Source organism: Acetonema longum DSM 6540 (genome assembly GCF_000219125.1).
In the GTDB taxonomy this organism is placed as follows: Bacteria; Bacillota; Negativicutes; order Sporomusales; family Acetonemataceae; genus Acetonema; species Acetonema longum.
The window spans coordinates 17,671-42,585 of record NZ_AFGF01000076.1 but is presented as its reverse complement, the minus strand read 5'-3'; the positions used below and the strand labels follow the sequence as shown (position 1 = coordinate 42,585).

General features: G+C 52.2%; 23 protein-coding genes. 19 read left to right on the top strand and 4 right to left on the bottom strand.

Annotation, left to right across the window (positions count from 1 at the left end; translation table 11 throughout):
* Positions 1-567: 567 nt before the first annotated feature.
* Complete coding sequence (locus tag ALO_RS09060; protein WP_004095118.1) at positions 568-1,347, bottom strand: glycosyltransferase family 2 protein; 780 nt, start codon at positions 1,345-1,347, stop codon at positions 568-570.
* A 440-nt stretch (positions 1,348-1,787) separates the two neighbouring features.
* On the opposite strand from ALO_RS09060, the gene yabG reads away from it, so the two are divergent.
* Positions 1,788-2,663, top strand: a complete 876-nt coding sequence (gene yabG / locus ALO_RS09055) for a sporulation peptidase YabG (RefSeq protein WP_004095116.1) — start codon at positions 1,788-1,790, stop codon at positions 2,661-2,663.
* 325 nt (positions 2,664-2,988) lie between these two features.
* On the top strand, positions 2,989-3,654 hold the full coding sequence (locus ALO_RS09050; protein ID WP_050806997.1) for a CAP domain-containing protein: 666 nt from the start codon (positions 2,989-2,991) through the stop codon (positions 3,652-3,654).
* Between the two features lie 309 nt (positions 3,655-3,963).
* Here the strand turns inward: ALO_RS09050 and ALO_RS20800 are convergent, their stop codons facing one another.
* Positions 3,964-4,263 carry a hypothetical protein gene (locus ALO_RS20800; RefSeq protein ID WP_004095107.1) on the bottom strand — a complete coding sequence of 100 codons (300 nt, stop codon included), beginning with the start codon at positions 4,261-4,263 and terminating at the stop codon, positions 3,964-3,966.
* A gap of 155 nt (positions 4,264-4,418) precedes the next feature.
* A complete protein-coding gene (locus tag ALO_RS09040; protein ID WP_004095106.1) occupies positions 4,419-5,261 on the bottom strand; it encodes a YitT family protein in 843 nt (280 codons plus the stop codon).
* Positions 5,262-5,459: 198 nt separating this feature from the next.
* Between ALO_RS09040 and ALO_RS09035 the strand changes: the two genes are divergently transcribed.
* The 3 genes from ALO_RS09035 (at position 5,460) to ALO_RS21745 (ending at position 8,151) form a co-directional block, all read left to right on the top strand.
* Positions 5,460-6,137: a DUF3794 domain-containing protein gene (locus ALO_RS09035; RefSeq protein ID WP_004095105.1), complete on the top strand. Its 678-nt coding sequence runs from the start codon at positions 5,460-5,462 to the stop codon at positions 6,135-6,137.
* A 48-nt stretch (positions 6,138-6,185) separates the two neighbouring features.
* Positions 6,186-7,151 (top strand): SPOCS domain-containing protein, encoded by a 966-nt coding sequence (locus ALO_RS09030; RefSeq protein ID WP_004095104.1) that lies wholly within the window; start codon positions 6,186-6,188, stop codon positions 7,149-7,151.
* A 142-nt stretch (positions 7,152-7,293) separates the two neighbouring features.
* The gene (locus ALO_RS21745; protein ID WP_004095103.1) at positions 7,294-8,151 is read left to right on the top strand and encodes a HipA family kinase; all 858 of its coding nucleotides are present in this window, start codon (positions 7,294-7,296) and stop codon (positions 8,149-8,151) included.
* On the opposite strand, the gene ALO_RS21365 is transcribed toward ALO_RS21745, so the two are convergent.
* Positions 8,035-8,448 carry a L,D-transpeptidase gene (locus ALO_RS21365; protein WP_193760809.1) on the bottom strand — a complete coding sequence of 138 codons (414 nt, stop codon included), beginning with the start codon at positions 8,446-8,448 and terminating at the stop codon, positions 8,035-8,037. The two genes, ALO_RS21745 and ALO_RS21365, sit on opposite strands and share 117 nt — an antisense overlap.
* A gap of 231 nt (positions 8,449-8,679) precedes the next feature.
* Between ALO_RS21365 and ALO_RS09020 the strand changes: the two genes are divergently transcribed.
* The 14 genes from ALO_RS09020 (at position 8,680) to ALO_RS08955 (ending at position 24,914) form a co-directional block, all read left to right on the top strand.
* Complete coding sequence (locus ALO_RS09020; RefSeq protein WP_040293044.1) at positions 8,680-9,492, top strand: cyanophycinase; 813 nt, start codon at positions 8,680-8,682, stop codon at positions 9,490-9,492.
* A 384-nt stretch (positions 9,493-9,876) separates the two neighbouring features.
* A complete protein-coding gene (gene cphA / locus ALO_RS09015; protein ID WP_004095099.1) occupies positions 9,877-12,564 on the top strand; it encodes a cyanophycin synthetase in 2,688 nt (895 codons plus the stop codon).
* Positions 12,565-12,729: 165 nt separating this feature from the next.
* Entirely contained in the window at positions 12,730-13,212 is a 483-nt protein-coding gene (locus ALO_RS09010; protein WP_004095098.1) for a chemotaxis protein CheW, read from the top strand.
* Between the two features lie 7 nt (positions 13,213-13,219).
* Entirely contained in the window at positions 13,220-14,110 is an 891-nt protein-coding gene (gene ispE, locus ALO_RS09005; RefSeq protein ID WP_004095097.1) for a 4-(cytidine 5'-diphospho)-2-C-methyl-D-erythritol kinase, read from the top strand.
* Positions 14,111-14,198: 88 nt separating this feature from the next.
* Positions 14,199-14,900 (top strand): GntR family transcriptional regulator, encoded by a 702-nt coding sequence (locus tag ALO_RS09000; RefSeq protein WP_004095086.1) that lies wholly within the window; start codon positions 14,199-14,201, stop codon positions 14,898-14,900.
* A gap of 281 nt (positions 14,901-15,181) precedes the next feature.
* Positions 15,182-15,949, top strand: a complete 768-nt coding sequence (locus tag ALO_RS08995; RefSeq protein WP_004095084.1) for a nucleotidyltransferase family protein — start codon at positions 15,182-15,184, stop codon at positions 15,947-15,949.
* A 386-nt stretch (positions 15,950-16,335) separates the two neighbouring features.
* Complete coding sequence (gene purR / locus ALO_RS08990) at positions 16,336-17,154, top strand: pur operon repressor (protein ID WP_004095083.1); 819 nt, start codon at positions 16,336-16,338, stop codon at positions 17,152-17,154.
* A gap of 15 nt (positions 17,155-17,169) precedes the next feature.
* Entirely contained in the window at positions 17,170-18,378 is a 1,209-nt protein-coding gene (ilvA, locus tag ALO_RS08985) for a threonine ammonia-lyase (RefSeq protein ID WP_004095081.1), read from the top strand.
* Positions 18,379-18,541: 163 nt separating this feature from the next.
* Positions 18,542-19,900: a bifunctional UDP-N-acetylglucosamine diphosphorylase/glucosamine-1-phosphate N-acetyltransferase GlmU gene (gene glmU, locus ALO_RS08980; RefSeq protein ID WP_004095079.1), complete on the top strand. Its 1,359-nt coding sequence runs from the start codon at positions 18,542-18,544 to the stop codon at positions 19,898-19,900.
* 35 nt (positions 19,901-19,935) lie between these two features.
* A complete protein-coding gene (locus ALO_RS08975) occupies positions 19,936-20,889 on the top strand; it encodes a ribose-phosphate diphosphokinase (protein WP_040293040.1) in 954 nt (317 codons plus the stop codon).
* Positions 20,890-21,011: 122 nt separating this feature from the next.
* Positions 21,012-21,614, top strand: a complete 603-nt coding sequence (gene pth / locus ALO_RS08970; protein ID WP_004095071.1) for an aminoacyl-tRNA hydrolase — start codon at positions 21,012-21,014, stop codon at positions 21,612-21,614.
* Between the two features lie 10 nt (positions 21,615-21,624).
* On the top strand, positions 21,625-22,875 hold the full coding sequence (locus ALO_RS08965) for a radical SAM protein (RefSeq protein ID WP_004095068.1): 1,251 nt from the start codon (positions 21,625-21,627) through the stop codon (positions 22,873-22,875).
* Between the two features lie 198 nt (positions 22,876-23,073).
* Entirely contained in the window at positions 23,074-23,631 is a 558-nt protein-coding gene (locus tag ALO_RS08960) for a TetR/AcrR family transcriptional regulator (RefSeq protein WP_004095065.1), read from the top strand.
* A gap of 119 nt (positions 23,632-23,750) precedes the next feature.
* Positions 23,751-24,914 (top strand): efflux RND transporter periplasmic adaptor subunit, encoded by a 1,164-nt coding sequence (locus tag ALO_RS08955; protein ID WP_004095061.1) that lies wholly within the window; start codon positions 23,751-23,753, stop codon positions 24,912-24,914.
* Position 24,915: the final 1 nt, after the last annotated feature.

Below are 24,915 nucleotides of genomic sequence, written 5' to 3'. Positions count from 1 at the left end.
ACTTGGACATCCTCTAACGACAAGCTCCCTTTTTCGGCTAATGTGTACAACAAAGCACGACCGCTGACCCCATAAAGGTGACTCAAGGGGACGGTTCTGTTGACGAGCAGCCAATAAAGTGATATTCTCAAAAGTAGAGGTGATAACCATACCCGGAAAAGTCCGACATCCAAAAGAAAAGCAAGGAGAGGATATGCAGATGTGGTGCGACTTTATCAAATACGGAAGCACCTAACGATGTAAGGCTAGAGTCAAGGAGGATGAGCCACAAGGGAATAGAAAAAAACCGAACAATCCCCCACGACGAAAAAAATTATGCGCCTGGAGTGAAACGTCTTGGCGTACGCTCCACTTAGTTGGAATACAGATGCCAGGTAAGAGCGACGCCTGCGTTGCCGTACTGATGAAGAATTCAGGTGGCTTTCCGCCTTGCGAAAAAAAATATCCGCCACTGGCCTTGTTCAACGGTCTCCTCATTTAAGGACCCCCTGTCATTCCGACAGGGGGTCCTTTGGTCAGGGGTGAGTTGATTTTCTGCGCAGAGCGGGCGGCATAAGGGAAGAAAGGTTATAACAAAGCATTAATAAGATCAAAGCGTCGGTCACCATGGTACCCGATATAATGGTTGTTTTGGCATTTGCGGGTACGGGGCTCGTTTTTATAGGCCGCGATTGCCTCCAAACAGTCTCCGACAATGGTATCAATAATTTTATTGGTATGAATTTGATTTTTAATGGATGATCCCAGACGGTAATGGGGAATGGTGGTTGCCACATCGATTTTTAATTTCTGCAAACGGGCCATCGCCATGCTTACCGGGGGAATGGCCAATTCCTTCAGAGGGATGGTCTCTAAAAATCGCCGGGATACGGCGTGAGGGCCGTGAGCCGGTGTCGCTAATCCGATTTTCTTGTCTAACCCCAGCTCCTTATTGAGGTTAAGGCGCCATTGAAATGTGGGGTTATGTCGTTCAATATGGCGAGGGGGCGAGGGGTAGCAGTTTGTCAGGGCCATATCCAAATGTTTACATAATATCCCATCCGCCAGTTCCATGATATTCTCCGAAAATGTGCCTACCATGTCACCGTCAACAAAGATCACCACGTCGCTTCCCAAGCCGGCTGCCACTTTGGCCCCGATGGCCCTGGGAGTGTCGATTCCCAGAGAATCATGAAAATAGAGGATTTGAAGTTTGGGGAGTCGCATTTGCAGTATTTCCCGCATGGTGTCATCTTTCGACCCATTTGGTACCACGATAATATGATCGACAGGAAGTATGCCCAGGTTTTGCAGAACAATACTGATTCGGCCTGCCTCGTTCCTTGCCGGGACTACAACGGATATCACTCTATCACCTCGCAGGGAGCCGTTGAAAAAAGGCCCATCTGCGTCACTTCAGCCTCCCGCGGGCGCGCGTCCGACATACCCTGCGAACGTACAGTCTCACGCGCGTCCTCGCGCTGTACCAGAATTTGTGACTTTTCGGGAGATCAGCAGTGGCGGATAGTTTTCGTAAGGCGAAAAGTCACCTGAATTCTTCAGTACAGCAACGCAGGCGTTGCTCTTACCTAGCATCTGGACCTTTTTGAACGGCTCCAGGTTCGAGGGCACAGATGAGTCTGACAGCAGATTCGGCATTTATTCAGTTGTATTACAGTATATGGAGCAGGGGAGTTCTCTGCTACAGTGTGATGCGGGAAATATGCGCCAGGTGGGCTTAGCCTTCTTCAAGTGGCAGTTTGATCATAGCCGTCATAAGATGTAATACGCGAAGGGAGGGGGCATTTGTGTCTGAGATACAAGTCGGCGATCTGGTGATCCGTAAATCCCACGGTGGTGATATCTTATTCAAAGTGACCGAATGTGTGCAAAACGAAGACGGTGTGGAGGAATATGTACTGAAAGGCCTTCATCTGCGCCTGCTGGCTGATGCGCCCAAGCACGACCTGGAACCGGTTGGAGCGGAGCATCTGCGCAAGGCGATTATTGATATGGAAAACAGCCATAATGAGAATCTGAACCGGGTGATGAAACGGCGGGGGATGATGCGGGAAGAAAGCCAGTTCCTGCGCGGCGACACAGGGAAAAAATATCCGGTTTTTGACGTACCCGGCAGGGTTTTGCACATTGATGGCGACGAGGATTATCTTAAGATGTGTTTAAAAACATATCAGCAGCTGCGAATCCAGGCTGCCGGGGTTTTTGTGGATGAGGCAAGGCAACCCGAGCAAATCGCCAAGCTGCTGGAGGAATACCGTCCCGACATAGTCATACTGACCGGCCATGACGCCTTAACCGGCGGCAGCAAAAAAGATTTTCGCAGCTTGGACAGTTATCGCAACTCCAAATATTTCGTGCAGTCGGTCCGTATTGCCCGTTTATTTCAGCCCTCTAAGGATGATCTGGTGATCTTCGCCGGCGCCTGTCAATCCTATTTTGAGGCCATCCTGGAGGCCGGCGCCAACTTTGCCAGCTCGCCTACCCGGATTTTCATTCACGCCTATGATCCGGTGTTTATCGCTGAAAAAGTAGCTTTTACGCCGATTCATAAGACAGTGGATATTACCGATGCCATCAGCGCCTCAGTAACCGGCGTAGACGGTGTGGGCGGAGTCGAAACCCGCGGCAAGTTCCGCCTGGGAATGCCTAAGACTCCCTATTAGAAGGGGTACTAAGAACTGTCAGTATCAGCCTGACCGATTTAAAAATCTGCAGCCTCGAAACAGGGATCGTTCAAAAAGGTCCAGATGCTAGGCAAGAGCAACCCTTACGTTGCCGTATTATTGCCTATCTTCCGAAAGGTCACAAATTCTGATACAGCGTGCGCCCACAGGAGGATGGAGTGATGCAGATGGGCCTTTTTCAACGGTCTCCCAACAGAGGTATTATTTACAAAGGGCCAGGGAACAGGAAAGTTTACATAAAAGGAGAATATATATAACAAGGCTGTAACCACTAATCATTTTAGACCGAAAGGTGGAGCATACCGTGCTAGCAAACTCAATCCTCAAATTATTTGCTAGTAGTCTTTTAATCCTCACCTTGTCAGTCACGTCGATTGGTGGAAGTTTCCTGACGGCCGCCTATGCTGCTTCTCCTTCTTCCGATACGGAACAAAAGGATAGTGTCGTGAAGAAAGAAGTAGCGATAGGTCTGGCGACGTTAGGACTGGTTGCCATTCTGGCAGGGCATAAAGACAAGAAGGAAGACAAGCAGACTACGCCAGGAGGCACAGCCGGCAACAATGGATCAGGCCAATCGGCTGTATCGTCCGCCGCCGCAGAGAAAAAGGCGTTGCAACTTTTAAATGCCGACCGGCAGGCTAACGGGTTACCGGCTCTTGCCTTAAACGGCACTTTGACCGCTTTGGCGAGAGACTACGCCCAGGATATGATTGACCGGAACTTTTTCTCCCACTATAATCCGGAAGGTCAGTCTCCCTTTGACCGGATGAAGCAATACGGCGTGAGTTACGTTCATGCAGGTGAAAATCTGGCTATCAACTCAACCGTAGAAGGCGCTGAAAAGGCATTCATGAGCAGCTCCGGACATCGGGCCAACATTCTGAATCCTAATTATACCCACGTAGGACTTGGCGTTCGCTACAATTCCAAGGGTTCGGCGTATGTGGTTCAGGAATTCATTGGAAAATAGCAGTTCAAATTAAGAACAGACAACACAAATCAGATTGCAGTTTACAAACAGTTTAGGAAAACCTATAAGTGGTTACAGCCTGGCATCAAAACAGACGCACTGTTTACATAACAAGTAAACAGTGCGTCTGTTTAACGAAAATCCTAGAATCTGTTGCAAGACTCACCTGCGGCCTAGAATCTGGGACCGTTCGAAAAGGTCTAGATGCTAGGAAGGGCGGGGACGGGCGTGAGACTGTACGTTTGGAGGGTACGTCGAACAGCCGCCCGGAGATCTGATAACGCAGATGGGTCTTTTTCAACGGTCCCTCTAGAAACCGCAGCGGTTGCACACCCCTCGCTGCTGATAATAATCATATTCCTGACCGCAGCGTGGACATACCTTATACAGGCGATACTGACAGATCCGGTACAGTTTATAGTAGCATTTAAAGACTTTGACGCATTCTTTTTCGGTCTTGCATTTCATCGGCGGCATTTCGCAGCAATCCGTGTGGTGCATATCTTCCTGGCAGTCGCATTGATGGGTCCATTTCGGCTGGTGGCAGCATTTATCCAGATCATTGACGCCGCTGGGCTTACAGTAGTCCATCTTATCCATGCCCTTCATTTCAGACAAACCTCCTCATAAAATATCATGCAGCACTGCTATATTCTATGAAAAGTCAAAATGTTATGTTCCAGCGAGATGACAGGCAATGCAGTTCCGGGAATCAGTGTCAGGCTCAGAGTCTTGAAACTGAGCCTGTCGTGTCACCGTCCCGCTTAACGGCGGCTGAAGCCTTTGCCGGCTACCTCTGCCGCATCCTGCACAATCATAAACGCATGGGGATCGATTTTTTCCACGATTACTTTAATGCGGGCAATCTGGGTGAGAGTCACAACGATAAATAAAACTTTTTTGTCCTGACGGGTATAAGCGCCTTCCCCGTTCAGGAAAGTAGCCCCGCGGCCTACTTCGCTCAGGACCGACTGAGCGATTACCCCGCTGTGTTCGGAGATGATCATAACGGTTTTTTTTCGGTTAAATCCTTCAATGACCTTGTCAGTCACGGATGAACCCACGTACATGGATATCAGGGTATACATAGCCGGTTTCGCGCCGAAGAGAAAAGCGGCGATCAGCATAATGCAAAAATTAATGCTAAAAACCACAATTCCTATGTTCAGGGAGAAATATTTTTTAGCAATGATGGCGATGATGTCCGTGCCGCCGGAGCTTCCGTTGTTGCGGAAGATCAGGCCTGCGCCGATGCCGGAGATGACGCCGCCAAAGATGGCGGCCAGCATGATATCGTCAGCAAGGTTGATATTAGCGAGAAAACGGGTGCCGTCAACGGATAGGGAAAAGACCAGCAGGCCATATAGGGAGCAGTACAAATATTCCCGGTCCAGCAGGCGATAAGCGGCATAAAAGAGAGGAAGATTGCCAATGGCAATCATCATGCCCAGTGGCCAGTTAAACAGGAAGTAAAAGATCATTGCCAGGCCGCTGATCCCACCGCTCAGCATATGGTGCGGCACGAGAAAGGCATTGATTCCTATACCGGAAATCATACTGCCCAGTCCAATCATCAAAAAACGTCGGATATCAAACGTCAAAGTCATTGCCCTCCTATTTTTCAAATACAGAGTATCTTCCTATATCATACCGGGCCTAATCTTTGCCGGCAAGGGGATTTTATCCGAAAAGTGAAAATAAGGCCAATGTCGCGGCTGAGCTATTTTCTACAGCCGTCGGACGTAGCACACAACATGAAGTCGGCGCATATATATAAACAGAAACCGATAAAGGGGGGAATCTGTGTGGACGATAAAGATCAACGCGCGTATATAAACAATAATCAGTGCGTCCTGGGAGCCGAGACCGGACCGCAAAGCATCGTTGTACGCCAGATTATTGGCGAAAGAGAGCGGCAGAAGGTTCTGGATATTGAGGTAGTGGTTCCTGATCCCAAGCCCTCTATTGAACAGATTGTGGATGTCTTTGTCAAAGACGTGGAAGTATGCAATGTGGAAGTCATCACCGATAAAGTGATCGTGCGCGGTGAATTCGAAATCAAGGCTATCTATGTTGCAGCCCTGCCCGACCAGCCGGTTCATGCGGTGGAAATAAGGCATTTCAGATTTACCCAGGATATTGAAATTCCCGGCGCTCGACGCGGCATGGACGCAGATGCCAGCGTAATTGTCGAATTTGTGGACTATGATACGGATGAAGACGATTGCGGCTGCAAGAAGCATCACCACCACCATCATCGCGATGAACGGCATCATCACTATGATTGCGATGACGACTGCAACGATTACTCGGATTGTGACAACGATGATAACGATAACTGCAATGATCATCATCACCACCATCATTACTTCCGTGACTTTATGGTCTCTGTCGTATTGAAGATCACCGCGAAAGTTATGGCAGACCGCGAGGTAATGCTTGGCGGCGGCGGTTATACTCTACCATCAACACCCAAAGGATAAAAGGACACAGTAGTTCCCGAAACTCCGAAAGAAGGGGGGAAAAAATGCGTGAGCGAAGATACCAAAGCAGGAAAAGATAAAGGTGAAGAAGTAAATGCCGCCAATATCCGCACTATTGACGGGGATCAGGATGCATGCGTCTGCTTTGAACCCGGCCCGGAAACAATTGAAGTCGAACAGGTGCTGGGCGCGCAAATGGCGCAGCGGGTCCTGGAATTCGATATGTTTGTACCGGAGCGGAAGCCGCCGATTGAGCAGGTCATCGACGTCTATATTAAAGATCTCGAAATAAAAGAAGTAACGGTTATTCGCGACAAAGTCATAGTCCGGGGCGATTTGGCGGTAAAAGTGATGTATGTGGCCGATTTGCCCAACCAACCGGTACACGCTTTTGAGAAGAGACATGTCCGCTGGACCCGGGATATCGAAATTGAAGGCGCCAGGCCGGAGATGGACGCCACTGCCGATGTAGCCGTGGAATTTGTGGATTATGATTTCCACCGTCGGCACGATGATCGGAAAGTGCACATAACGATTGTCTTTAAGGCTTGGGCTAGAGTGGTCAGTACCACCCAAATGGAGGTATACGCTCTGACGCCGGTAGATTATGTCAGCGATACCGGTAGTCCCAGCGCCACACTCTCCACTACGGATAAAGTATCCGCCTCTTCCACCGGCGGCGGAGATGTGACGGCCGTCGCCAGTGAAACCATGTATGGGCCGGACACGGTCAGTGAAACGGTTACACCCATCGTCACTCCGTTGGTGCCTACCGCCGGTACGCCGGTGACTACCAACGGAACTGCTACCGTAAGCGGCAGAGTAGTCAACGTCCGCAGCGGTCCGGGTACCAATTTTCCGATTGTGAGTAAAGTAAATCAGGGTACTGTCGTCACTCTGCGGGAACAGGCCTTTGGATGGTATCGGGTGATGCTCCCCGATGGCTCGACAAACGGCTGGATTGCCGGCTGGCTCTTGGATCAAGGGACGCTTCCGCTGGAAACCAAAGGATAAGAGAAGGCCACGGTTCATACCGTGGTCTTTTTTTGTTATAAGATAGTATGTTGATCATATATTGTAATAATGCAAAAAAAGAGTGCCGGCAATCGGCAAAAAAACAGAATCACTTTTCGAGTCTGCCGGAGGAGGGTGCAATATGTTAAAAGCCGTCAGATATCTGGGACCGGTTGGCCTGGGAGTAACATCGCCGCAGCTGTTTCTGGCGGATGACAGACAAGTTTATGTGGTGAAATTGCAAAATAATCACCTGGGCCCGAAAATCCTGGTCAATGAACTGATTGCCGCCAGATTGGGAATTTTGACGGACCTATGTTTTCCGTCGGGTGACATTATCTTTATCCAGCCCCGGGAAGTGTTTCACCGTCATCGGGCCCATTCCGCCGCCGGATCGGGATATCATTTCGCTTCATTGTTTCTGGCCGGAAGCCGCTATGTGACGAAAGCTAATCTACCCAGGGCAGTCAATAAGCGTCAAATGGCCGGGGTAGTGCTCTTCGATCATTTGTTTCACAATATGGACCGGACTCAGAATTACAAAAATTTATTAATTCGCCGCGAAGATCAGGGATACCGGATCTATGCCATTGATCATTCACATCTCTTTCGGCGGGGCCGCTGGACAACCGACTCTCTGGCTCTTTTGGCCGATAAAATTCATATTGATTATCGCCGCTCCTTTCGGATGTTGCTCAAATACTATTTTACAGCCGATGATATTATGCACTATGCTGTAAAATTTAGGGATATCACCCAAGAACAACTGGCAGAGATCATAGAAGAGATACCGTCGGAATGGCTGGCTGACGCCTCTGAACGGCAGGCAGTGCTCGCCTATATGGTGAAGCGCCTGGCTAAGGTGATGGACTTGGCGGAACGTTTATGCCGGTGTATCCCGGATCCAGACCGGCGTGCCGATCCCCACCAAGAAGAACAGTTCCTCCACATGGGAGTTGTGCATCCGGATGCATCCATTGGAGACGTAGGACCCGATTAAAGCAGGCTTATTGGTCCCGTGTATGCCATAAGCGTCAAAATTCAGACCCATCCAGCGGGTGCCAAGAACTCCGCCCGGATTGACGATTTTACTGGCTATAGCAAAATTACCTAAAGGGGTGGGGGTGGCAACCTTGCCTAAGGCAACCGGAAATTGCCGCATCGGGGTATTGCCGTTATATAAGGTCAAAAGACGGCTGGATCTTACAATGAGGATCCGGCCCTGAGCGGCGGTCTTGACGGCGCGTTCCCGAGACACCTGGATTTCAGACTCTTTTCCCAGCATTCGGATAATCATTTTTTCACTCCTCTCTTAAAATATTAGGAATCTGTTGTAAAATTCGTCTGCAACCTCGAATCTGGAGATCTTTCCGCGATAGTATATGCTTTCGACTGAGAATTGGTCAGTTGGCCGTCAGCTGTTTACCGGATGCAATTTTTGCATAAAATTCCGCCGGAATTGGCAAAAATAATACAGATCGAGAAATTACAAGACAAGAATTTGTTGTGGCAAAAGGAGAAGCTGGCGATGGGGAAAGGGGAAGGCGACTTGCTGGTCATCGGCGGCAATGAGGACAAGCAGGGTGATTGTCTGATATTGCGCCATTTTTTGGCGCTGGCCCAAGGCCGGGAGGCTGCGATTGCCGTGATCACCACTGCCACTGAGTATCCCCGGGAAGTGGGCAGTGAATATCGCAGCCTGTTTTTAAACCTGGGCGCGGTTTCCTGCTCTATCATTTACATTGATGACCGGGAGACTGCCAACGACCGGTGCCAGGCCGGGGAAATCGACAGTGCCACCGGGATCTTCATCACCGGCGGCGACCAATTGCGGCTAACCAGCATCCTTGGCGGCACCCGCGCCGATGAGGCCATACGCCGGGCTCACGCCAGAGGAGCAGTTATTGCCGGGACAAGCGCCGGCGCCTCAGTGATGAGCAATACCATGATCGTGGAAGGGGACTCCAGCGATACTCCCAAAAAGTCCAGTCTCAGCATGGCCCATGGCATGGGACTTTTGACCGATGTAGTAATTGACCAGCATTTCGCCCAACGGGGACGGATGAACCGGATCCTGGCGGCGGTGGCGCAAAACCCCTTTGTGCTGGGGGTGGGTATTGATGAAGATACTGCTCTCCTGGTAAATCCTCAGGGGCGCTCGACGGTGGTTGGTACCCAGACTGTAACCATTGCCGACGGCAAACAGATCCTGCACTCCAATATATCCGAGTCCCAACCGAATGACCCGCTGGCCCTTACTAACGTGCTCCTGCACATTTTGCCGGCAGGATTCGGCTTTGATATAAGACGTCGTCAACCATTTATGGTGGAAGACCGTTGAAAAAGGCCCATCTGCATCGTCGCTTCCTGAGGCGGGTAGTTCAGAAAGTAGTACTTTTCGGGTTATTTTAGATAGCTACTTCGTTGTGACTACTCGAAAAGCACCTTACTTTCTCCTACTTTCATGAGGCTTCGCTTCTTTCCAGCTTTCGCCGAACCCTGCGAACGTACAGTCTCACGCCCGTCCTCGTTGCGCTGCATTAGAATTTGTGATTTTTCGGGAGATAGGCAGTAGCGAATGATTTCTTATAAGCCGAAAAGTCATTTAAATTCCTTTAGTACGGCAACGCAGGCGGTGCTCTTACCTAGCATCTGAACCTTTTTGAACGGTCTCTGGCTCGAGACGGCTCATGAGTTTGCAAAAATAAAAGAGGTGTCAAACATTTTGAAGATCTTGTCGGTACGAACCCTAAAGGGGCCGAATCTCTACAGCTATCGCCCGGTGCTGCAGGTGAGGCTGGATTTAGGCGGGTACGAAAGCATTGCCAGTAACGCTTTCGGGGATTTTGTCGATAAGCTGCTGGCCTGGCTGCCTGGCCTGGCTGAACATCAGTGTTCTTATGGCCTGCCTGGCGGCTTTGTCATGCGTTTGCGGGAGGGTACCTATGGGGCCCACATTTTTGAACATATCGTTCTGGAACTTCAAACTCTGGCCGGTTGCGACATCCGATTCGGCAAAGCCCGATGGAGCGGCGAAAAAGCAATCTATAATGTAGTCGTCGGTTATCAGTCCGAGTCTCTGGCCAGGGCGGCCGCTCAAACCGCTCTTGACATTCTGCTTGCCGCCTATGGAGCGCAAGAACAAAACCCGGCTGCGGATCTCCCAAATCTTATTGCCCGGCTGAGGGCGATGAAGGATGCCGACCGGCTGGGACCAAGCACTCAGGCCATATACGATGCGGCCTGCCAACGGAATATTCCAGTGACCCGGATTGGCTCAGAAGATCTCCTGCTATTGGGCTATGGTTGTAAACAGCGAAAGGTATGGGCGACTGTCACTAATAAAACCGGGTTGCTAGCTTCGGATCTGGCCGGGGATAAACACTTGACCAAACAGGTGCTGGCTGATGCCGGCCTGCCGGTGCCGGAAGGGATGGTGGTGACCGCCCCTTCTGAAGCGGCTAACGCTTTAGCTTACTTAGACAGGCCTGTGGCCATTAAACCGGTCAATGCCAATCAAGGCAAGGGCGTCACTCTGGACGTCCGGAGCTATGCCGCAGCCGAACGGGCTTTTGCCATTGCCCGCGAATATGACGAACGGGTGATTGTAGAGGAGTTTATCAGCGGCCGGCAGTACCGGCTGTGTGTGGTAAACGGTAAACTGGTGGCGGCAGCCGAGCGGCTGCCGGCCTATGTGACGGGAGACGGCGTCAGCACGGTGGAGCAGTTGATCGATACGGTGAATGCCGATCCCCGCCGGGGTGATGGCCATGAAAAATCCCTGACTAAAATACGAATGGATGCCGTAGCTATGGTGGTGCTGGCTAAACAAGGACTCAACGGCCAATCGGTACCATTGGCGGATAAAACCGTCGTGATCCGGGAAAATGCCAACCTGAGCACCGGCGGTACGGCAGTGGATGTCACTGATATTGTCCATCCCGAGACCGGCCGCATGATTGAGCGGGCCGCCGGGGTGCTTGGTCTGGACGTGGCCGGCATTGACGTTGTAACGCCGGATATTACCCGCTCTCTGCGACAAGTCGGGGCGATCATTGAGGTGAACGCCGCTCCCGGCATCCGGATGCATCACTACCCCAGCGCCGGTAAACCCCGTGATGTGGCCGGACAGATCGTTGAATCTTTATTCCCCGACGGGGATCAGGGAAGGATACCGGTGATTGCTATTACCGGTACCAACGGTAAAACTACGGTCACCCGTATGATCGGCCATATCTGGCAGCAGGCTGGCTACAAAGTGGGCATGACGACCACGGACGGAATTTATATCGACGGGCAATGTGTCATGGACGGCGATACCACCGGATCGGCCAGCGCCAGGCTCATTTTGTCCGACTCAAACGTCCAGGTGGCAGTGCTTGAAACCGCCCGGGGCGGGATTCTGCGCGGCGGGCTGGCATTTGACCGCTGTGATGTGGGCATCATTACCAATATTACCGAAGACCATTTGGGCCAGGATGGCATCGAAGATATGGATGATTTGGCCTATGCCAAGGCATTGGTTTTGGAGACGGTCAAGTCTGAGGGCTATGCCCTGGTCAATGCCGACGACGCCCGTGCCGGCACACTAGCCGCCAGAGCCCGGGGCGAGATCGTCTACTTTAGTACGGCCGAGGACAATATCTTAGTACGGCGGCATTTAGGAATAGGCGGCACGGCTTTTTTCGTCAAGGATGGAATTGTTTACGCCGCTACCGGGAATCAGGCTCAGGCGATCATCAAAGCCGAGGAAATTCCGGCTACTTTGGGAGGAATCGCCCTGCACAATTTGCAAAACGCCATCATCGCCGCTGCTGCCTGTTATAGTCTTAAGCTGCCCCTGGAGAGCATCCGCCAGGGATTGTCCGGTTTCGCGGAAAACCCCGGCAGGCTCAATATCATCAGGCTGGACGATTTTAGAATCTGTGTGGATTATGGTCATAACCCGGCCGGATACCAGGCTATCATTGATACCAGCCGACGCCTGGGAGCCAAACGGCTGGTAGGAGTCATAGCCGCCCCCGGCGATCGCCGGGATGACGTGATTATGAATAACGGCCGTATTGCCGGCAAGGGATTTGATATGATCTATATCAAGGAAGACCAGGACTTGCGAGGCAGGCTGCCGGGGGAAACAGCGGGACTCTTGCGGGCGGGGGTCATAGAAGCGGGATTCCCGGAAAACAAGATCCATCTGGTTCTGTCTGAGACTGATGCAGTGCGGACAGCGCTTGAAAACGCGCAACCCGACGATTTGATCATTGTGTTCTACGAGAAATACCATGTGGTCATGGAGGCTATTGAGGACTATCGTCAAGCCTGGCGAGACGATTCCGCCCGGCCCGATTTTTCCGGACAGTGGCAGCTGCCGGAACAGCAGGCGGTGGGGGCCTGTTCAGCCTTAAGCAAGTGATTTTCTTTCGTCCGTTTTGTAAAATAAAACCAATAAAAATGAAAAAAATGCCGTAAACTACCGAGTTGACAGTTGCAGGCGATACCTCGACAGGGTACAATATACATGAAGCATGCCTAAGAAGCTATGGACAGCAGACTTTATGATTAAATCCGGAGGTGTCGTATGGAAAAAGTACAGCAACAATCCGCTCAAGAATTACAACTGGTTATTTTTAAGCTGGACAAAGAAGAATATGGATTGCCCATCACTAAAGTCCAAGAGATCAACAAGATGGTGTCGATTACCAAACTGCCCCACACACCGGTTTTTGTTGAAGGCATTATCAACTTGCGGGGACGGGTGATCCCTATTGTAGATCTGCGTAAGCGATTCCAACTGTCGGCCTCGGACCATAATGAGGACAGCAGGATTATCATCATCGAAATCAGCGGCCAGACCCTGGGGGTTATTGTGGATGCTGTGACTGAGGTTGTCCGGCTTCAGGCCAATAACGTCGAGCCGCCGCCCCCCGCCTTTATTCTGGATTCCCAGTATATTCACGGTGTGGGTAAACTGGAGGACCGACTGATCATTCTTTTAAATCTGGATAAAATTCTGACCACGCAGGAGACAATTGAATTAAAGAAGATGGCTGTCGAAGAGTAGAGGAGTAATGGATACATATCAGCTGGAAGCCTACGCTAAAATTAATCTTACCTTAGATGTACTCTATAAACGAAAAGACGGGTTCCACGAAGTAAAGATGATCATGCAGGCTATCGACCTGGCTGATACAGTCAGGCTGACTTGCCAGGACGCTTCTGACGGCATTGCTTTGACGACTGATACAGCATCGGATCAGGCAAACGATGCTGTACCGATGGACTCGACCAATCTGGCCTGCCGGGCGGCAGTCTTACTAGCAGAGACCTGTCGTCTGCGTCAAGGGGTTCACATTCATCTGTATAAGCGAATTCCGGTTGCCGCCGGCATGGCCGGCGGCAGCGCTAATGCCGCGGCTGTGCTGCTGGGACTCAATCGCTTATGGCGGCTCAATCTTTCACTGAATCGCCTGGCTGAACTGGGGGCGACACTGGGATCGGATGTTCCGTTCTGTTTATATGGGGGTACTATGCTGGCTACCGGCCGGGGTGAACTGTTACAGCCCTTGCCTGATGCGCCGGTTTTGCATTTGGTACTGGCCAAATTGCCGGTGGCTGTTTCTACCGCTTCCGTTTACCAGCGTTATCGTCCGGATGCCGCGCTGCATCATCCGGATACAGATGGTATGCTGGAGGCCATCCGCAGCAGTGATGCTGCCGGAATCGCCCGACGCCTGGGGAACGTTTTGGAAACAGTGACCCTAATGGACCACCCGGATATCGGCAGGCTAAAAAGTGCAATGATCCGGCATGGCGCGATAAACAGCCTAATGTCAGGCAGCGGGCCCACCGTGTTCGGTGTGGCGGCTGATCAGTCACAGGCTGAATCCATCGCAGAGGCAATAAAAAAAGAATTTCAGGCGCAGGTGTATGTAACCAGTACAATTGCCGGCCGCCGTTAAAAGACCGTTGTAAACTCATCTGCAGTCTAGAATCAGGTGGGCCTTTTTCAACGGTCTCCTCGAGATTGATTTGTGGGGGGACATAGTCATGGAACGCCGGTTATTGCCTATAAAATTAGACAGCTACAAGCCGCTGCGGGAAGTGGTCAGTGAAGCGTTACGGGAAGCCATCATCAGCGGGGCGCTGAAACCCGGAGAACGGCTGATGGAAATCCAACTGGCGGAAGAACTGGGAGTCAGCCGCACGCCGGTTCGGGAAGCCATCCGCAAACTGGAGCTGGAAGGCTTTGTGATTATGGTGCCGCGTCGCGGTGCTTATGTGGCGGATGTGTCCATCAAGGATATCAATGAAATATACGAAATTCGCATGGCTCTCGACGTGCTGGCCGCCGGCCTGGCCGCAGAGCGTATTACCGAAGAAGAAATGGAAGCCCTGGAAAGGGCCCTGGTTGAGATCAGCACCCATATTGAACAGCGCAATATTGAAAAGCTGATCGAAGCTGACACTCTGTTTCATGACATTCTGTATCGGGCCAGCCGCAATGACCGTTTAGTAGGCATTATCAGCAATTTACGGGAACAATTTACCCGGTTCCGCTCGATTTCCATGCAGTATCCCGGGCGCATGAAGCGGACCCTGGAAGAACACAGCCGCATGGTGGAAGCCATCGCTCAGCGCAATGCGGATCTGGCTCAGCAGCTAGCCCGTGAGCATATGGAGAATTCCGAGCAAACCCTGCTGCTGGACCTGGATGAGCGCCGCACCAAAACCGAAGAGGGGAACCGTTGAAAAAGGCCCATCTGCGTTGTCAGGTCTCCGGGCGCGCATTCGACGTACCTTCCCGAACGTACAGTCTCATGCGCGTCCTCGACCTTCTGACAGAATTTAGAACTTTTCAGGAGGAAGTGGTAATAGAAGATTTCTGCTAAAGCTGAAAAGTTCCTTAAATCCTTCAGTACGGCGATGCTGAGCATCGCTCTTACCTAGCATCTGGACCTCTTTGAACGGTCCCTGTTGCGAGGCGACAGATGGATTGTACAGAATAGGAATAACACGGAGGAACTCAATCCATGTATGACGCCATCATTCTGGCGGGGGGAGAAAACAGAAAAGATTTGGCTGGGGTGTCGCCGCAGCGATATGAGGCGCTTATTGAAATTGACGGCAGGCCGATGGTGACATTTGTCGCTCAGGCCCTGGCTGACAGTCATAAAATTGACCGGATTTTCGTCTGTGGTCCTGATGCTCTCGCAAATTGCCGCTTTCCGGCTAATACTACCCTGCTGGCCGGAGGAAGGACCATCATGGAGACCATTATGATTGGCATGAACGCGCTGGGACATCAGGATAAGGTCATTGTGGCCACAGCGGATATCCCTCTTCTGACCGCGGCGGCAGTGAATGATTTCTTGGCGAACTGCTCTATGATTGACGCGGATTTATACTATCCTATCGTGAACCGTGAGATGAATGAACGGTATTACCCCGGGACCAGGAGGACCTATGTCCGACTTAGGGAAGGCGTCTTTACCGGCGGCAATCTTTTTTTAGTAAATCCTGCAATTGTACCTAGTTGTTTGGCCATCGGCAACCGTCTGATTGAGCATCGCAAAAATCCCTGGAAACTATGCTGCATCTTGGGATGGACCTTTATCTGGCGCTTTTTAACCCGGACTCTCAGCTTGAAACTGGTTGAAAAACGGGTGTCAGACTTGCTGCAGATCCGGGGGACAGTCATCCAATCAGGTTATCCGGAACTAGGCATTGATGTCGATAAACCCAGTGACCTGAAACTGGTGAATGATCGTTTTCGGGATTTGCTGCCGACTCATAAATGAAAACAACCACGCCGGACGGATAGCAGCTGCTGCTTTCCTCCCGCGTGGTTTTGTGTAAAGTTCGCAATCTTTGTGCAGGGATTACCGACTGGACAGAGAATGTCAAATGCAGAATCAACTATAGTTTCTACAGTTGGAGATTGCTGCAAAAGGTCCAGATGCTAGGTAAGAGCAACGTTTGCGTTGCCGTACTGAAGAATTTAGGTGACTTTTCGGCCTATGAGAAAAATATCCGCTACCACCAATCTCCCGGAAAGTCACAAATTCTGATACAGCGCGACGAGGAAGCGCGCGCAGATAGTACGTTCGAAAGGGTACGGCAAGCGCGCTCCCGCAGGAGCAACAACGCAGATGGGCTTTTTGCGGCAATCTCCCAGGAGGATGCCATGACCGAAAAGATTAAACGCACCGAGCGCCGCGTCGCGCTCACTAAAATACTGACCAGCAGACCGAGTCAGTTATTTTCTCTCAGCTATTTCAGCACCTTGTTTGAAGCCGCGAAGTCCACCCTGTCGGAAGATATGGAAGCCATTGGCCAGTCTCTGGAACAATTCGGACTGGGAAAACTGGAGACTGTGGCCGGAGCCTCCGGCGGGGTGCGTTACCTGCCCTGCCGGTCTATGGACTCTATGGGCAGCCTCTTGACTGAGCTGTCGGAAAAGATGTCGACCTCAGACCGCATTATTACCGGCGGTTTTTTATACATGTCCGATATACTTTATGATGCTCACCGGATGGCCCGGGTAGGAGAAATATTCATGACCCTGTTCGCTCATACCTCGCCGGATGTAGTGATGACAGTGGAGACGAAGGGGATTCCCCTGGCCATGATGACTGCCAGAGCCTTTAATATTCCCCTGGTCATTGTGCGCCGCGGCAGCAAAGTCACCGAAGGACCGGCCGTCAGCATCAACTATGTGACCGGTTCCTCCAAGCGCATTCAGACCATGTCTCTGCCCAAACGGGCTTTAGCCTCCGGGGCAAAAGCGCTCATCATCGATGACTTTATGAAAGCCGGCGGCACGGCCCGGGGAATGATTGATCTGGCCCGGGAAGTAGGCGCCGAAGTGGTCGGAACTGGCGTTTTGGTGGCTACCAGCGAACCGGAACATAAACTGGTGGATGATTATGTCACATTGCTTATTTTATCCGAAGTAGATGAACAAACTAAAAAAGTCGTCATTACACCCAAAATGCCAATATGATGTGGGGGATGTCAAATGGAGTCATTGACGCTTCGGGATATCGAGCAGGCTAAAAAAAGGATGCAAGAGGTGGTCCATGACACGCCCCTTGACCGGAGCCGCACTTTCAGCGACATGACCGGCTGCGATCTGCATCTGAAGCTGGAGAATTTGCAAAAGACCGGCTCCTTTAAGATTCGCGGCGCCTATAATAAGATACAGTCTCTTTCCCAGGCTGAACGGGAAAAAGGGGTGATTGCCGCTTCAGCCGGCAATCATGCTCAGGGAGTCGCCTATGCCGCCACGCTGGCCGGCATTAAGTCCACTATTGTCATGCCAGAGACAGCGCCTTTGGCCAAGGTCATTGCCACTCGCGGCTATGGGGCGGAAGTGGTCCTGGCGGGAACCGTTTACGACGAAGCCTATCAGCGTTCTCAGGAGCTTCAGGCTCAGACCGGCCAAACCTATATTCATGCTTTTAATGACCGGGACGTCATTGCCGGCCAGGGTACTATCGGCTTGGAGATCGTGGACGCGCTGGAGGATGTTGCTGCAATTGTCACGCCGGTAGGCGGCGGCGGGCTGATTGCCGGTATTGCTCTGGCGGTGAAGGAGCGCGCCCCCCATGTGAAGGTCTACGGTGTGCAGGCCCAAGGTGCGCCGGCTATGTATATGTCAAAACGCGCCCAGTCTCTTAAGGCTACCGTTGAGGCTTCTACCATCGCCGACGGCATTGCGGTCAAGATGCCGGGCGATATAACCTGGTCCCTGGTGGAAAAATATGTGGATGATATCGTGGTAGTGGACGATGAGGCTATTGCCGGAACCATCCTTATGCTCCTGGAACGGGCCAAGCTGATGGTGGAAGGGGCCGGGGCGGTCAGCCTGGCCGCCATGCTGCATCATAAGCTGCCGGCCAAGGGCAAAGTAGCCTGCGTTATTTCCGGCGGCAATATAGACGTAAACTTTATTTCCCGGATTATTGAACGGGGCCTGGTGAAGGCCGGCCGCCGGGTCAGAATATCCACCTTGGTGCTGGACCGGCCTGGTGCTCTGCAGCGGCTCATGACCATTATCGCCAAGCTCCAGGCCAATGTGGTCCATGTATACCATGACCGGGTGGAACGGAACGTGCCCCTGGGGCAGGCCGTAGTGGAAGTCAGCATGGAGACCCAGGATGCCATGCATACCGAAACCATTTTGACGACACTGCGCCAGGAAGGGTATACGGTTCGGGTTATATAAGAAATAATTTGCATTGAAACTTTTTTCCTATTGTAGGATTTTAGCAGGAAAGTGAAAAAAAACAAGAGAAATCATTTATGGTTGCCCGCTTGCGAAAGATTACAGAGTGGGCAACAGCAGTTATATAATGATACTGGCCTGATAGTGGATAGGAGGAACTAGGATGGCGGATATTACGGCAGTGATACTGGCGGCAGGCAAAGGAACCCGCATGAAGTCGGCATTGCCGAAAGTGCTGCATACAGTGGGCGGCAAGCCTATGGTGCAACACGTGCTGGATGCGGCGCGGGGCGCCGGCGCCAATCAATGCATTGTAGTTATCGGCTTTGGCGCTGAAAGCGTCGCTGAAACAATCGGCGGGCAGGCTCAATTCGTAGTGCAGGCCGAACAGCTGGGAACCGGCCATGCGATGATGCAGGCCAAGCCGGCTTTAACCGGAAAGCAGGGAACGGTGATGATTCTCTGCGGTGACACACCGCTTTTGAGCCGGGATACGCTGGAACTGTTGCAGCGGGTCCACGCAAATTCCCGGGCGGCGGCTACGGTGCTGACGGCCCTGATGCCCGATCCTACCGGTTACGGGCGGGTGGTCCGCGACGGGGCGGGGCAGGTGGTGAAAATCGTGGAGCAGAAAGATGCCGATGCGGCGGAATTAGCTGTCCGGGAAGTAAACACCGCTATTTATTGCTTTGAGCAACAGCATTTGTTTGCCGCCCTGGATGAACTGACCTGCAATAATGCCCAGGGCGAATATTATCTCACCGACTGCATCGCCATTCTTCGCGCGAAAGGACTGCCGGTGGCGGCAGTGGCGGCGCCTGATTTTGAAGAAACCTTAGGCGTTAATTCCCGGTTGCAGCTGGCTCAGGCCGAAACCATCCTGCGTCGGAAAAAACTCGACAGTCTGATGGAAAGCGGCGTTACCATCATGGATCCGGCCAGTGTGTTTATTGATGCTGCCGTAGAGATCGGCGCCGACAGCGTCATCTATCCCTTCACCTGGATCGAAGGCGACACAGTGATTGGTTCCGGCTGTAAGATCGGTCCCAATACCCGCATTCAAAACTCAAGCATCGGCGATCAGGTTACCCTTCAGTTTGCCTATGCCCATGATTGCCGTATCGCCAATCATGTGACAGCCGGCCCCTATGTCCATATTCGGCCGGATACGGTCCTCGCGGACGGCGTGAAGATCGGAAATTTTGTGGAAGTGAAGAATTCCCATGTGGGTGAAGGAAGCAAAATTCCTCATTTGAGCTATATCGGCGATACCGACATGGGGTCCGGAATTAATATCGGCTGCGGTGTTGTTACCGTGAACTACGACGGTAAGAAAAAATACCGCACAACAATAGAGAATGACGCTTTCATCGGTTGCAATGCCAATTTGGTTGCGCCTGTGACTGTCCGGCAGGGCGCTTATGTAGCTGCCGGATCGACTATAACCAAAGAAGTGCCTGCCGCTTCATTAGGGGTGGCCCGTGCCCGCCAAACCAATATTGAGGGCTGGGTCAAGAAATAGCCAGGCTGATCTTAATTCTGGAGGAGAAAAACGACATGGTGTTAGAAGACGAGAAAAAACTCAGGATCCTTACCGGTAATGCGAACCGTGAGCTGGCAGATGAAATCGCGGCTTATCTGGGACTTTCCGTAGGCGAAGCTTTTGTGGGACGGTTTAATAACGGGGAAATTCAGGTCCTGGTAGATGAAAGCGTACGGGGTGCTGATGTCTTTATTGTTCAGCCCACCTGTCAGCCGGTCAATGAAAACCTGATGGAACTTTTAATTATGGTGGATGCGGTCAAACGGGCCTCGGCCCGGCACATTACAGCCGTGGTTCCTTATTACGGCTATGCCCGCCAAGACCGGAAAACCCGTGGCCGGGAACCGATTTCGGCCAAACTGGTGGCCAACCTGCTGACAGTGGCCGGGGTGACCCGAGTGGTTACCATGGACCTGCACGCCGGTCAAATCCAGGGCTTTTTTGACATTCCGGTGGATCATTTGCTGGGAGTGCCGATCCTGGCTGATTATATTACATCGAAAAAACTCAGTGATATTGTGGTGGTATCCCCCGACCTGGGCGGCGTGACCCGCGCCCGACAAATGGCCGACCGTCTCCATGCTCCTATCGCCATCATCGAAAAAAGGCGTCCGGCCCCTGGTGTGGCCGAAGTCATGAACCTGATCGGTTCGGTAGAGGGAAAAACCGCTGTCATCGTAGATGACATTGTCGATACGGCCGGTTCCTTGTCGGAAGGCGCCGCCGCTTTAAAGGCCCATGGGGCCAAAGAAGTCTATGCCTGCTGTACCCATCCGGTGCTTAGCCCTCCCGCTATTGAGCGCATCGAAGCATCCTGTATTAAAGAATTGGTGGTGACCAACAGCATTCCGGTGCTGCCGGAAAAACGCACCGCCAAGGTGAAAGTATTGTCTGTGGCTCCTTTGTTTGGCGAAGCTCTTATCCGTATTTATGGCGATTTATCCGTAAGCAAGCTGTTTAACGAGTAATCATTTTAATATAATATAGAGACCGTTCAAAAAGGCTCAGATGCTAGGCGCGACGAGGACGGGCGTGAGACTGTACGTTCGGATGGTACGTCGAACGCCCGCCCGCAGGAGCAACGACGCAGATGGGCCTTTTTCAACGGTCTCCGATAAAGTTGGTGAATCTGATGAAGGTAGTTGTGGGATTGGGCAATCCGGGACAGGAGTACAGCCAGACCCGGCATAACGTGGGTTTTATAACTTTAGATCAGTTGGCTGAGCGCTGGCAGTGTGAGAACTGGCGCTTTAAACATGAAGCTCTGGTCAGCGAATATCGGGGCGGTGCTGAACCGGTGATCCTGGTGAAGCCCCAGACCTATATGAATCTAAGCGGAGTGGCTGTGGCTTCGGTGCTTAACTGGTATAAGTTAAAGCCGGAGGATGTGGTCGTAGTCTTCGACGACATGGATCTGCCAACCGGCAAACTGCGGCTCAGACTCCAGGGAGGCTCCGGCGGCCACAAGGGCATTGAATCCTTGCTGGTGCATCTGGATAAAGATACCTTTATCCGGATGCGGGTCGGCATCGGCCGTCCACCTGCCGGCTGGGAGACCGCCAATTATGTGTTGGGCCGGTTTACTGCCGAGGAAAAAGCCCCCATGGAAGCGAGCATTACCAGAGCGGTTGATGCCGTAGAGTATATCCTAAAACATGGGGCGACTAAAGCCATGAATGAGTTTAACAAGTAGGGGGAACGGCATGCTGACTGCATTATACGCAGACTCCAAAGGGGAAATCTACGATGCTCCCGGGTATCAGGCTGTTGGCCGGAGTGGGTATGACCAGACGGTATTGACCGACAAGGATGTAATTCCGCTGCCTGAAGGGGCGGAGTTAATGTTCCTGCCGGGAAGAAGCGCACTGGCAGCCCGCAAGGGGCAGATTCAGCCTATTGCCGGCCCTCTGCTGGCTGTGGCGGCCATGCTGCCGGTGGGCTATACCCGTACCCTGCTGCCGGCTTTTGTCCGGCAGCAGGAAGCGCCGGTTCTGCCTCTTTATGGTTATGCCGCCGTGGCCTTGCGCAAGGACCAGATGATGGTGGCCGCCATGAAGACCGACAATAACCATAAATGGCATCCTTGGCGCTATAATTCGCCGGACCTGGCGCAAAAGGTCAAGGCAGTGGAAAAAGAGCTTCCCGACAACCGGATTGTCAGACAGTTAGCCCGCTGTTCTTTGACTTGGCACTGCTGCACGGCCCAGAATCTGTTCTATCGCCGCTGGGAAGCCGGCATTCCCGCTTCACCGGTTTGCAACGCCAACTGTTTCGGCTGTATCTCCCTGCAGCCGGCCGAATGCTGTCCGTCCCCCCAAAACCGGATCGACTTTAGCCCTACCAGTGAAGAGATCGCGGCTGTGGCCGCCTATCACCTGACTTACGCTCCGGAGCCAATCATCAGCTTTGGTCAGGGCTGCGAGGGGGAACCTTCCCTGGCCTATGCCCAGATCGCGCCAGCCATCAGGACCGTGCGGGAAAAGACCGGACGTGGGATCATTAATATCAATACCAACGCCGGCTTTACGGAAGGAATCCGGGCCATCGTCGACGCCGGCCTTGACAGCATGCGGGTCAGCATCATCAGCGCCATTCCGGCCACTTATCAGGCCTATTACCGTTCCTCCTACTCTCTGGATGACGTAAAGCAATCCATTGCTTACGCCCAGGGCAAAGGCGTCAGCATATCCCTGAATATGCTGCTGTTTCCCGGCCTGAATGACCGGCCGGAAGAACTGGCGGCCTGGCGGGACTTTTTGCGGGAAACTTCTGTGCCCATGATCCAGTTGCGCAACTTGAATCTGGATCCGGACGCCTTCCTGAGCATCATGCCTCAGTCTGTGGCCAAGGCGGTTGGCATCAGTCGCTTTGTTCGTCAGCTTCAGGATTGGGTCCCTGGTCTTACCATCGGCAGCTTCAGCCACTACTTCGAAAAAGAGAGACAGCAAGAGTAAGTCGTAAATTTTATACAAGAAGATTAGAAAACAAGAACAAAATCCTAGCTTTCGGGACACTGCGCGGCATTGAAGCACCCGTGCCTCTGTTGACAGCAGTGCCCCATATGATATAATTAAACCCGTGGTACTAGAAAAACTATTTCAGTACCGCGAGTGACTTTTGCAGGCAATTTTGGCGAGATGGGTGGGGTATCGGTGCGAAAAAGGATTATGACTGCCGCTGTGGAGGAAATGAGTGAGCGAGGCTTAAAATTTACTATGGGTGATCTGGCGCGTCAGCTTGGCGTCAGCAAACGTTGCCTTTATGAGCACTTTGAATCGAAAGAGGATTTGATTCGGTCCATCTTATATGCCATCTTTCTGGATATCCGGGAGCAGCATAAGAAAATTATCGCCGATCCGGCTTTACCCTTTCAGCAAAAATTGAGAGACATTTTATGCGTAACCCCTACCGTATTTTCTCCCACTACCGGCAGGATGGGGGAAGAAATAAAACGGTTTATGCCGGAGGAGTGGCATAGGATCGAGCATCTGTTTGAACAGGATTGGGCGATCATGGCGGATTTCCTGCAGGCCGCTATGGACAGAAGAGAGCTCTGTCTGATGCATCTGACTCTGTTAAAAAAGATAATTAAAGGCTGTATGAGTGAAATCGTTGATCATCGCTTTTTGGCGCAGCATAATATCTCTTTGGAAGAGGCCAAATCCTCCACGGTTCATCTCCTGCTCTACGGGCTGATTCCGAGAGGATAATAAATTCGGCGGGAAATAGCCGTCTCAGTTTTCCAGTCATCGTTCTTGCGGCGTCGAAGACAACCGGTGCCGGGAGGACGTTATTATATACATACAACCGCATAAGGAGGAAACACAATATGTTCATTCAACCATCCATGAGTTTACGAATGCGAGGCGTGGCCCTGTGCGCCGGTGTACTTGCGTTACTGACTCTGACAGGATGCGGCGGTAAGCAGTCGACAGATCTGCCCTCTCAGGCGGTTGCAGTGAAAGCCATGCAGGTCCTGCAACAGGCGACACCTGTTACATATGAATTTATTGGCGAGGTGGAAGCCAGAGACGAGGCCCAGGTACGGGCCAGAGTGTCCGGCAATATTACCGCTAAAATGGTCAAAGGCGGCGATGCCGTAAAACAAGGGCAGCCTTTATTTCAAATTGACCGCCGCCCCTATGAGGCGGCCCAGAGTGATTACCAGGCCCAACTGGCCGAGGCCGAGGCGGCCTTGAGCCGGGTGCGCCGGGATGTGGTCCGGTATCAGACCCTGGTTACCCAGCAGGCGGTTGCCCAGCAAATGGTAGACAATATTCTGGCGGAAGAGCAACAGGCCCTGGCCAGGGTCAATGCCAGCCAGGCCAGGGTGGAACAGGCCCGGATCGATCTGGAGGACACGACAGTGGTTTCACCCCTGAACGGCCGGGTGGATGTGGAGACTCTCAGCGAAGGCAACTTTGTCCAGGCCGGGCAAACGATACTGGCTACCATTTCTTCTTTAGACCCGGTGCGGGTCCGTTTTAACATGAGTGAAACCGAATACCTGCGTCTGGCCCGGGCGGGCAATTCAGCCGCCGAATGGGGCGAAGGGCTGGTCCTGATTCTTGGCGACGGCGTCCGGTATCCATTGCCGGGCAAGGTGGAGCAGGTGGACCGGGGTCTGGCCCAGCAAACCGGAACTCTGGCCTTAAAAGCCTTGTTTGAGAATCCGGATCAGCTGCTGGTACCGGGTATGTTCGCCCGTATCCAGGCTACCGGTGAAATACGCGCCAATGCTCTTCTGGTGCCGCAAAGAGCCGTGCAGGAGCTCCTCGGCAAAACCCTGATTACCGTCGTGGCGGCAGGGGATAAGGCCGAGACCCGTCCGGTCACACTGGGGCCCCGTATCGGCAATATGCAGATCGTGGAAGAAGGATTGACGTCTCAGGACAGGGTAATCGTGGAAGGCTTTATGAAAACTCCCCCCGGAACGCCTCTTGCGGTAACGATGATTACGCCGGACGATTTATCTCAGCCGGCGGCTAAGTAGG

What these genes read in the sequence shown, in the direction of transcription:
- ALO_RS20800 (WP_004095107.1), bottom strand. Translation starts at nt 4,263, where the DNA reads ATGAAGGGCATGGATAAGATGGACTACTGTAAGCCCAGCGGCGTCAAT.
- ALO_RS09040 (WP_004095106.1), bottom strand. Translation starts at nt 5,261, where the DNA reads ATGACTTTGACGTTTGATATCCGACGTTTTTTGATGATTGGACTGGGC.
- ALO_RS21745 (WP_004095103.1), top strand. Translation starts at nt 7,294, where the DNA reads ATGTTAAAAGCCGTCAGATATCTGGGACCGGTTGGCCTGGGAGTAACA.
- ALO_RS21365 (WP_193760809.1), bottom strand. Translation starts at nt 8,448, where the DNA reads ATGATTATCCGAATGCTGGGAAAAGAGTCTGAAATCCAGGTGTCTCGG.
- ALO_RS09020 (WP_040293044.1), top strand. Translation starts at nt 8,680, where the DNA reads ATGGGGAAAGGGGAAGGCGACTTGCTGGTCATCGGCGGCAATGAGGAC.
- ALO_RS09010 (WP_004095098.1), top strand. Translation starts at nt 12,730, where the DNA reads ATGGAAAAAGTACAGCAACAATCCGCTCAAGAATTACAACTGGTTATT.
- ispE (WP_004095097.1), top strand. Translation starts at nt 13,220, where the DNA reads ATGGATACATATCAGCTGGAAGCCTACGCTAAAATTAATCTTACCTTA.
- ALO_RS09000 (WP_004095086.1), top strand. Translation starts at nt 14,199, where the DNA reads ATGGAACGCCGGTTATTGCCTATAAAATTAGACAGCTACAAGCCGCTG.
- ALO_RS08995 (WP_004095084.1), top strand. Translation starts at nt 15,182, where the DNA reads ATGTATGACGCCATCATTCTGGCGGGGGGAGAAAACAGAAAAGATTTG.
- purR (WP_004095083.1), top strand. Translation starts at nt 16,336, where the DNA reads ATGACCGAAAAGATTAAACGCACCGAGCGCCGCGTCGCGCTCACTAAA.
- ilvA (WP_004095081.1), top strand. Translation starts at nt 17,170, where the DNA reads ATGGAGTCATTGACGCTTCGGGATATCGAGCAGGCTAAAAAAAGGATG.
- glmU (WP_004095079.1), top strand. Translation starts at nt 18,542, where the DNA reads ATGGCGGATATTACGGCAGTGATACTGGCGGCAGGCAAAGGAACCCGC.
- ALO_RS08975 (WP_040293040.1), top strand. Translation starts at nt 19,936, where the DNA reads ATGGTGTTAGAAGACGAGAAAAAACTCAGGATCCTTACCGGTAATGCG.
- pth (WP_004095071.1), top strand. Translation starts at nt 21,012, where the DNA reads ATGGGCCTTTTTCAACGGTCTCCGATAAAGTTGGTGAATCTGATGAAG.
- ALO_RS08965 (WP_004095068.1), top strand. Translation starts at nt 21,625, where the DNA reads ATGCTGACTGCATTATACGCAGACTCCAAAGGGGAAATCTACGATGCT.
- ALO_RS08955 (WP_004095061.1), top strand. Translation starts at nt 23,751, where the DNA reads ATGTTCATTCAACCATCCATGAGTTTACGAATGCGAGGCGTGGCCCTG.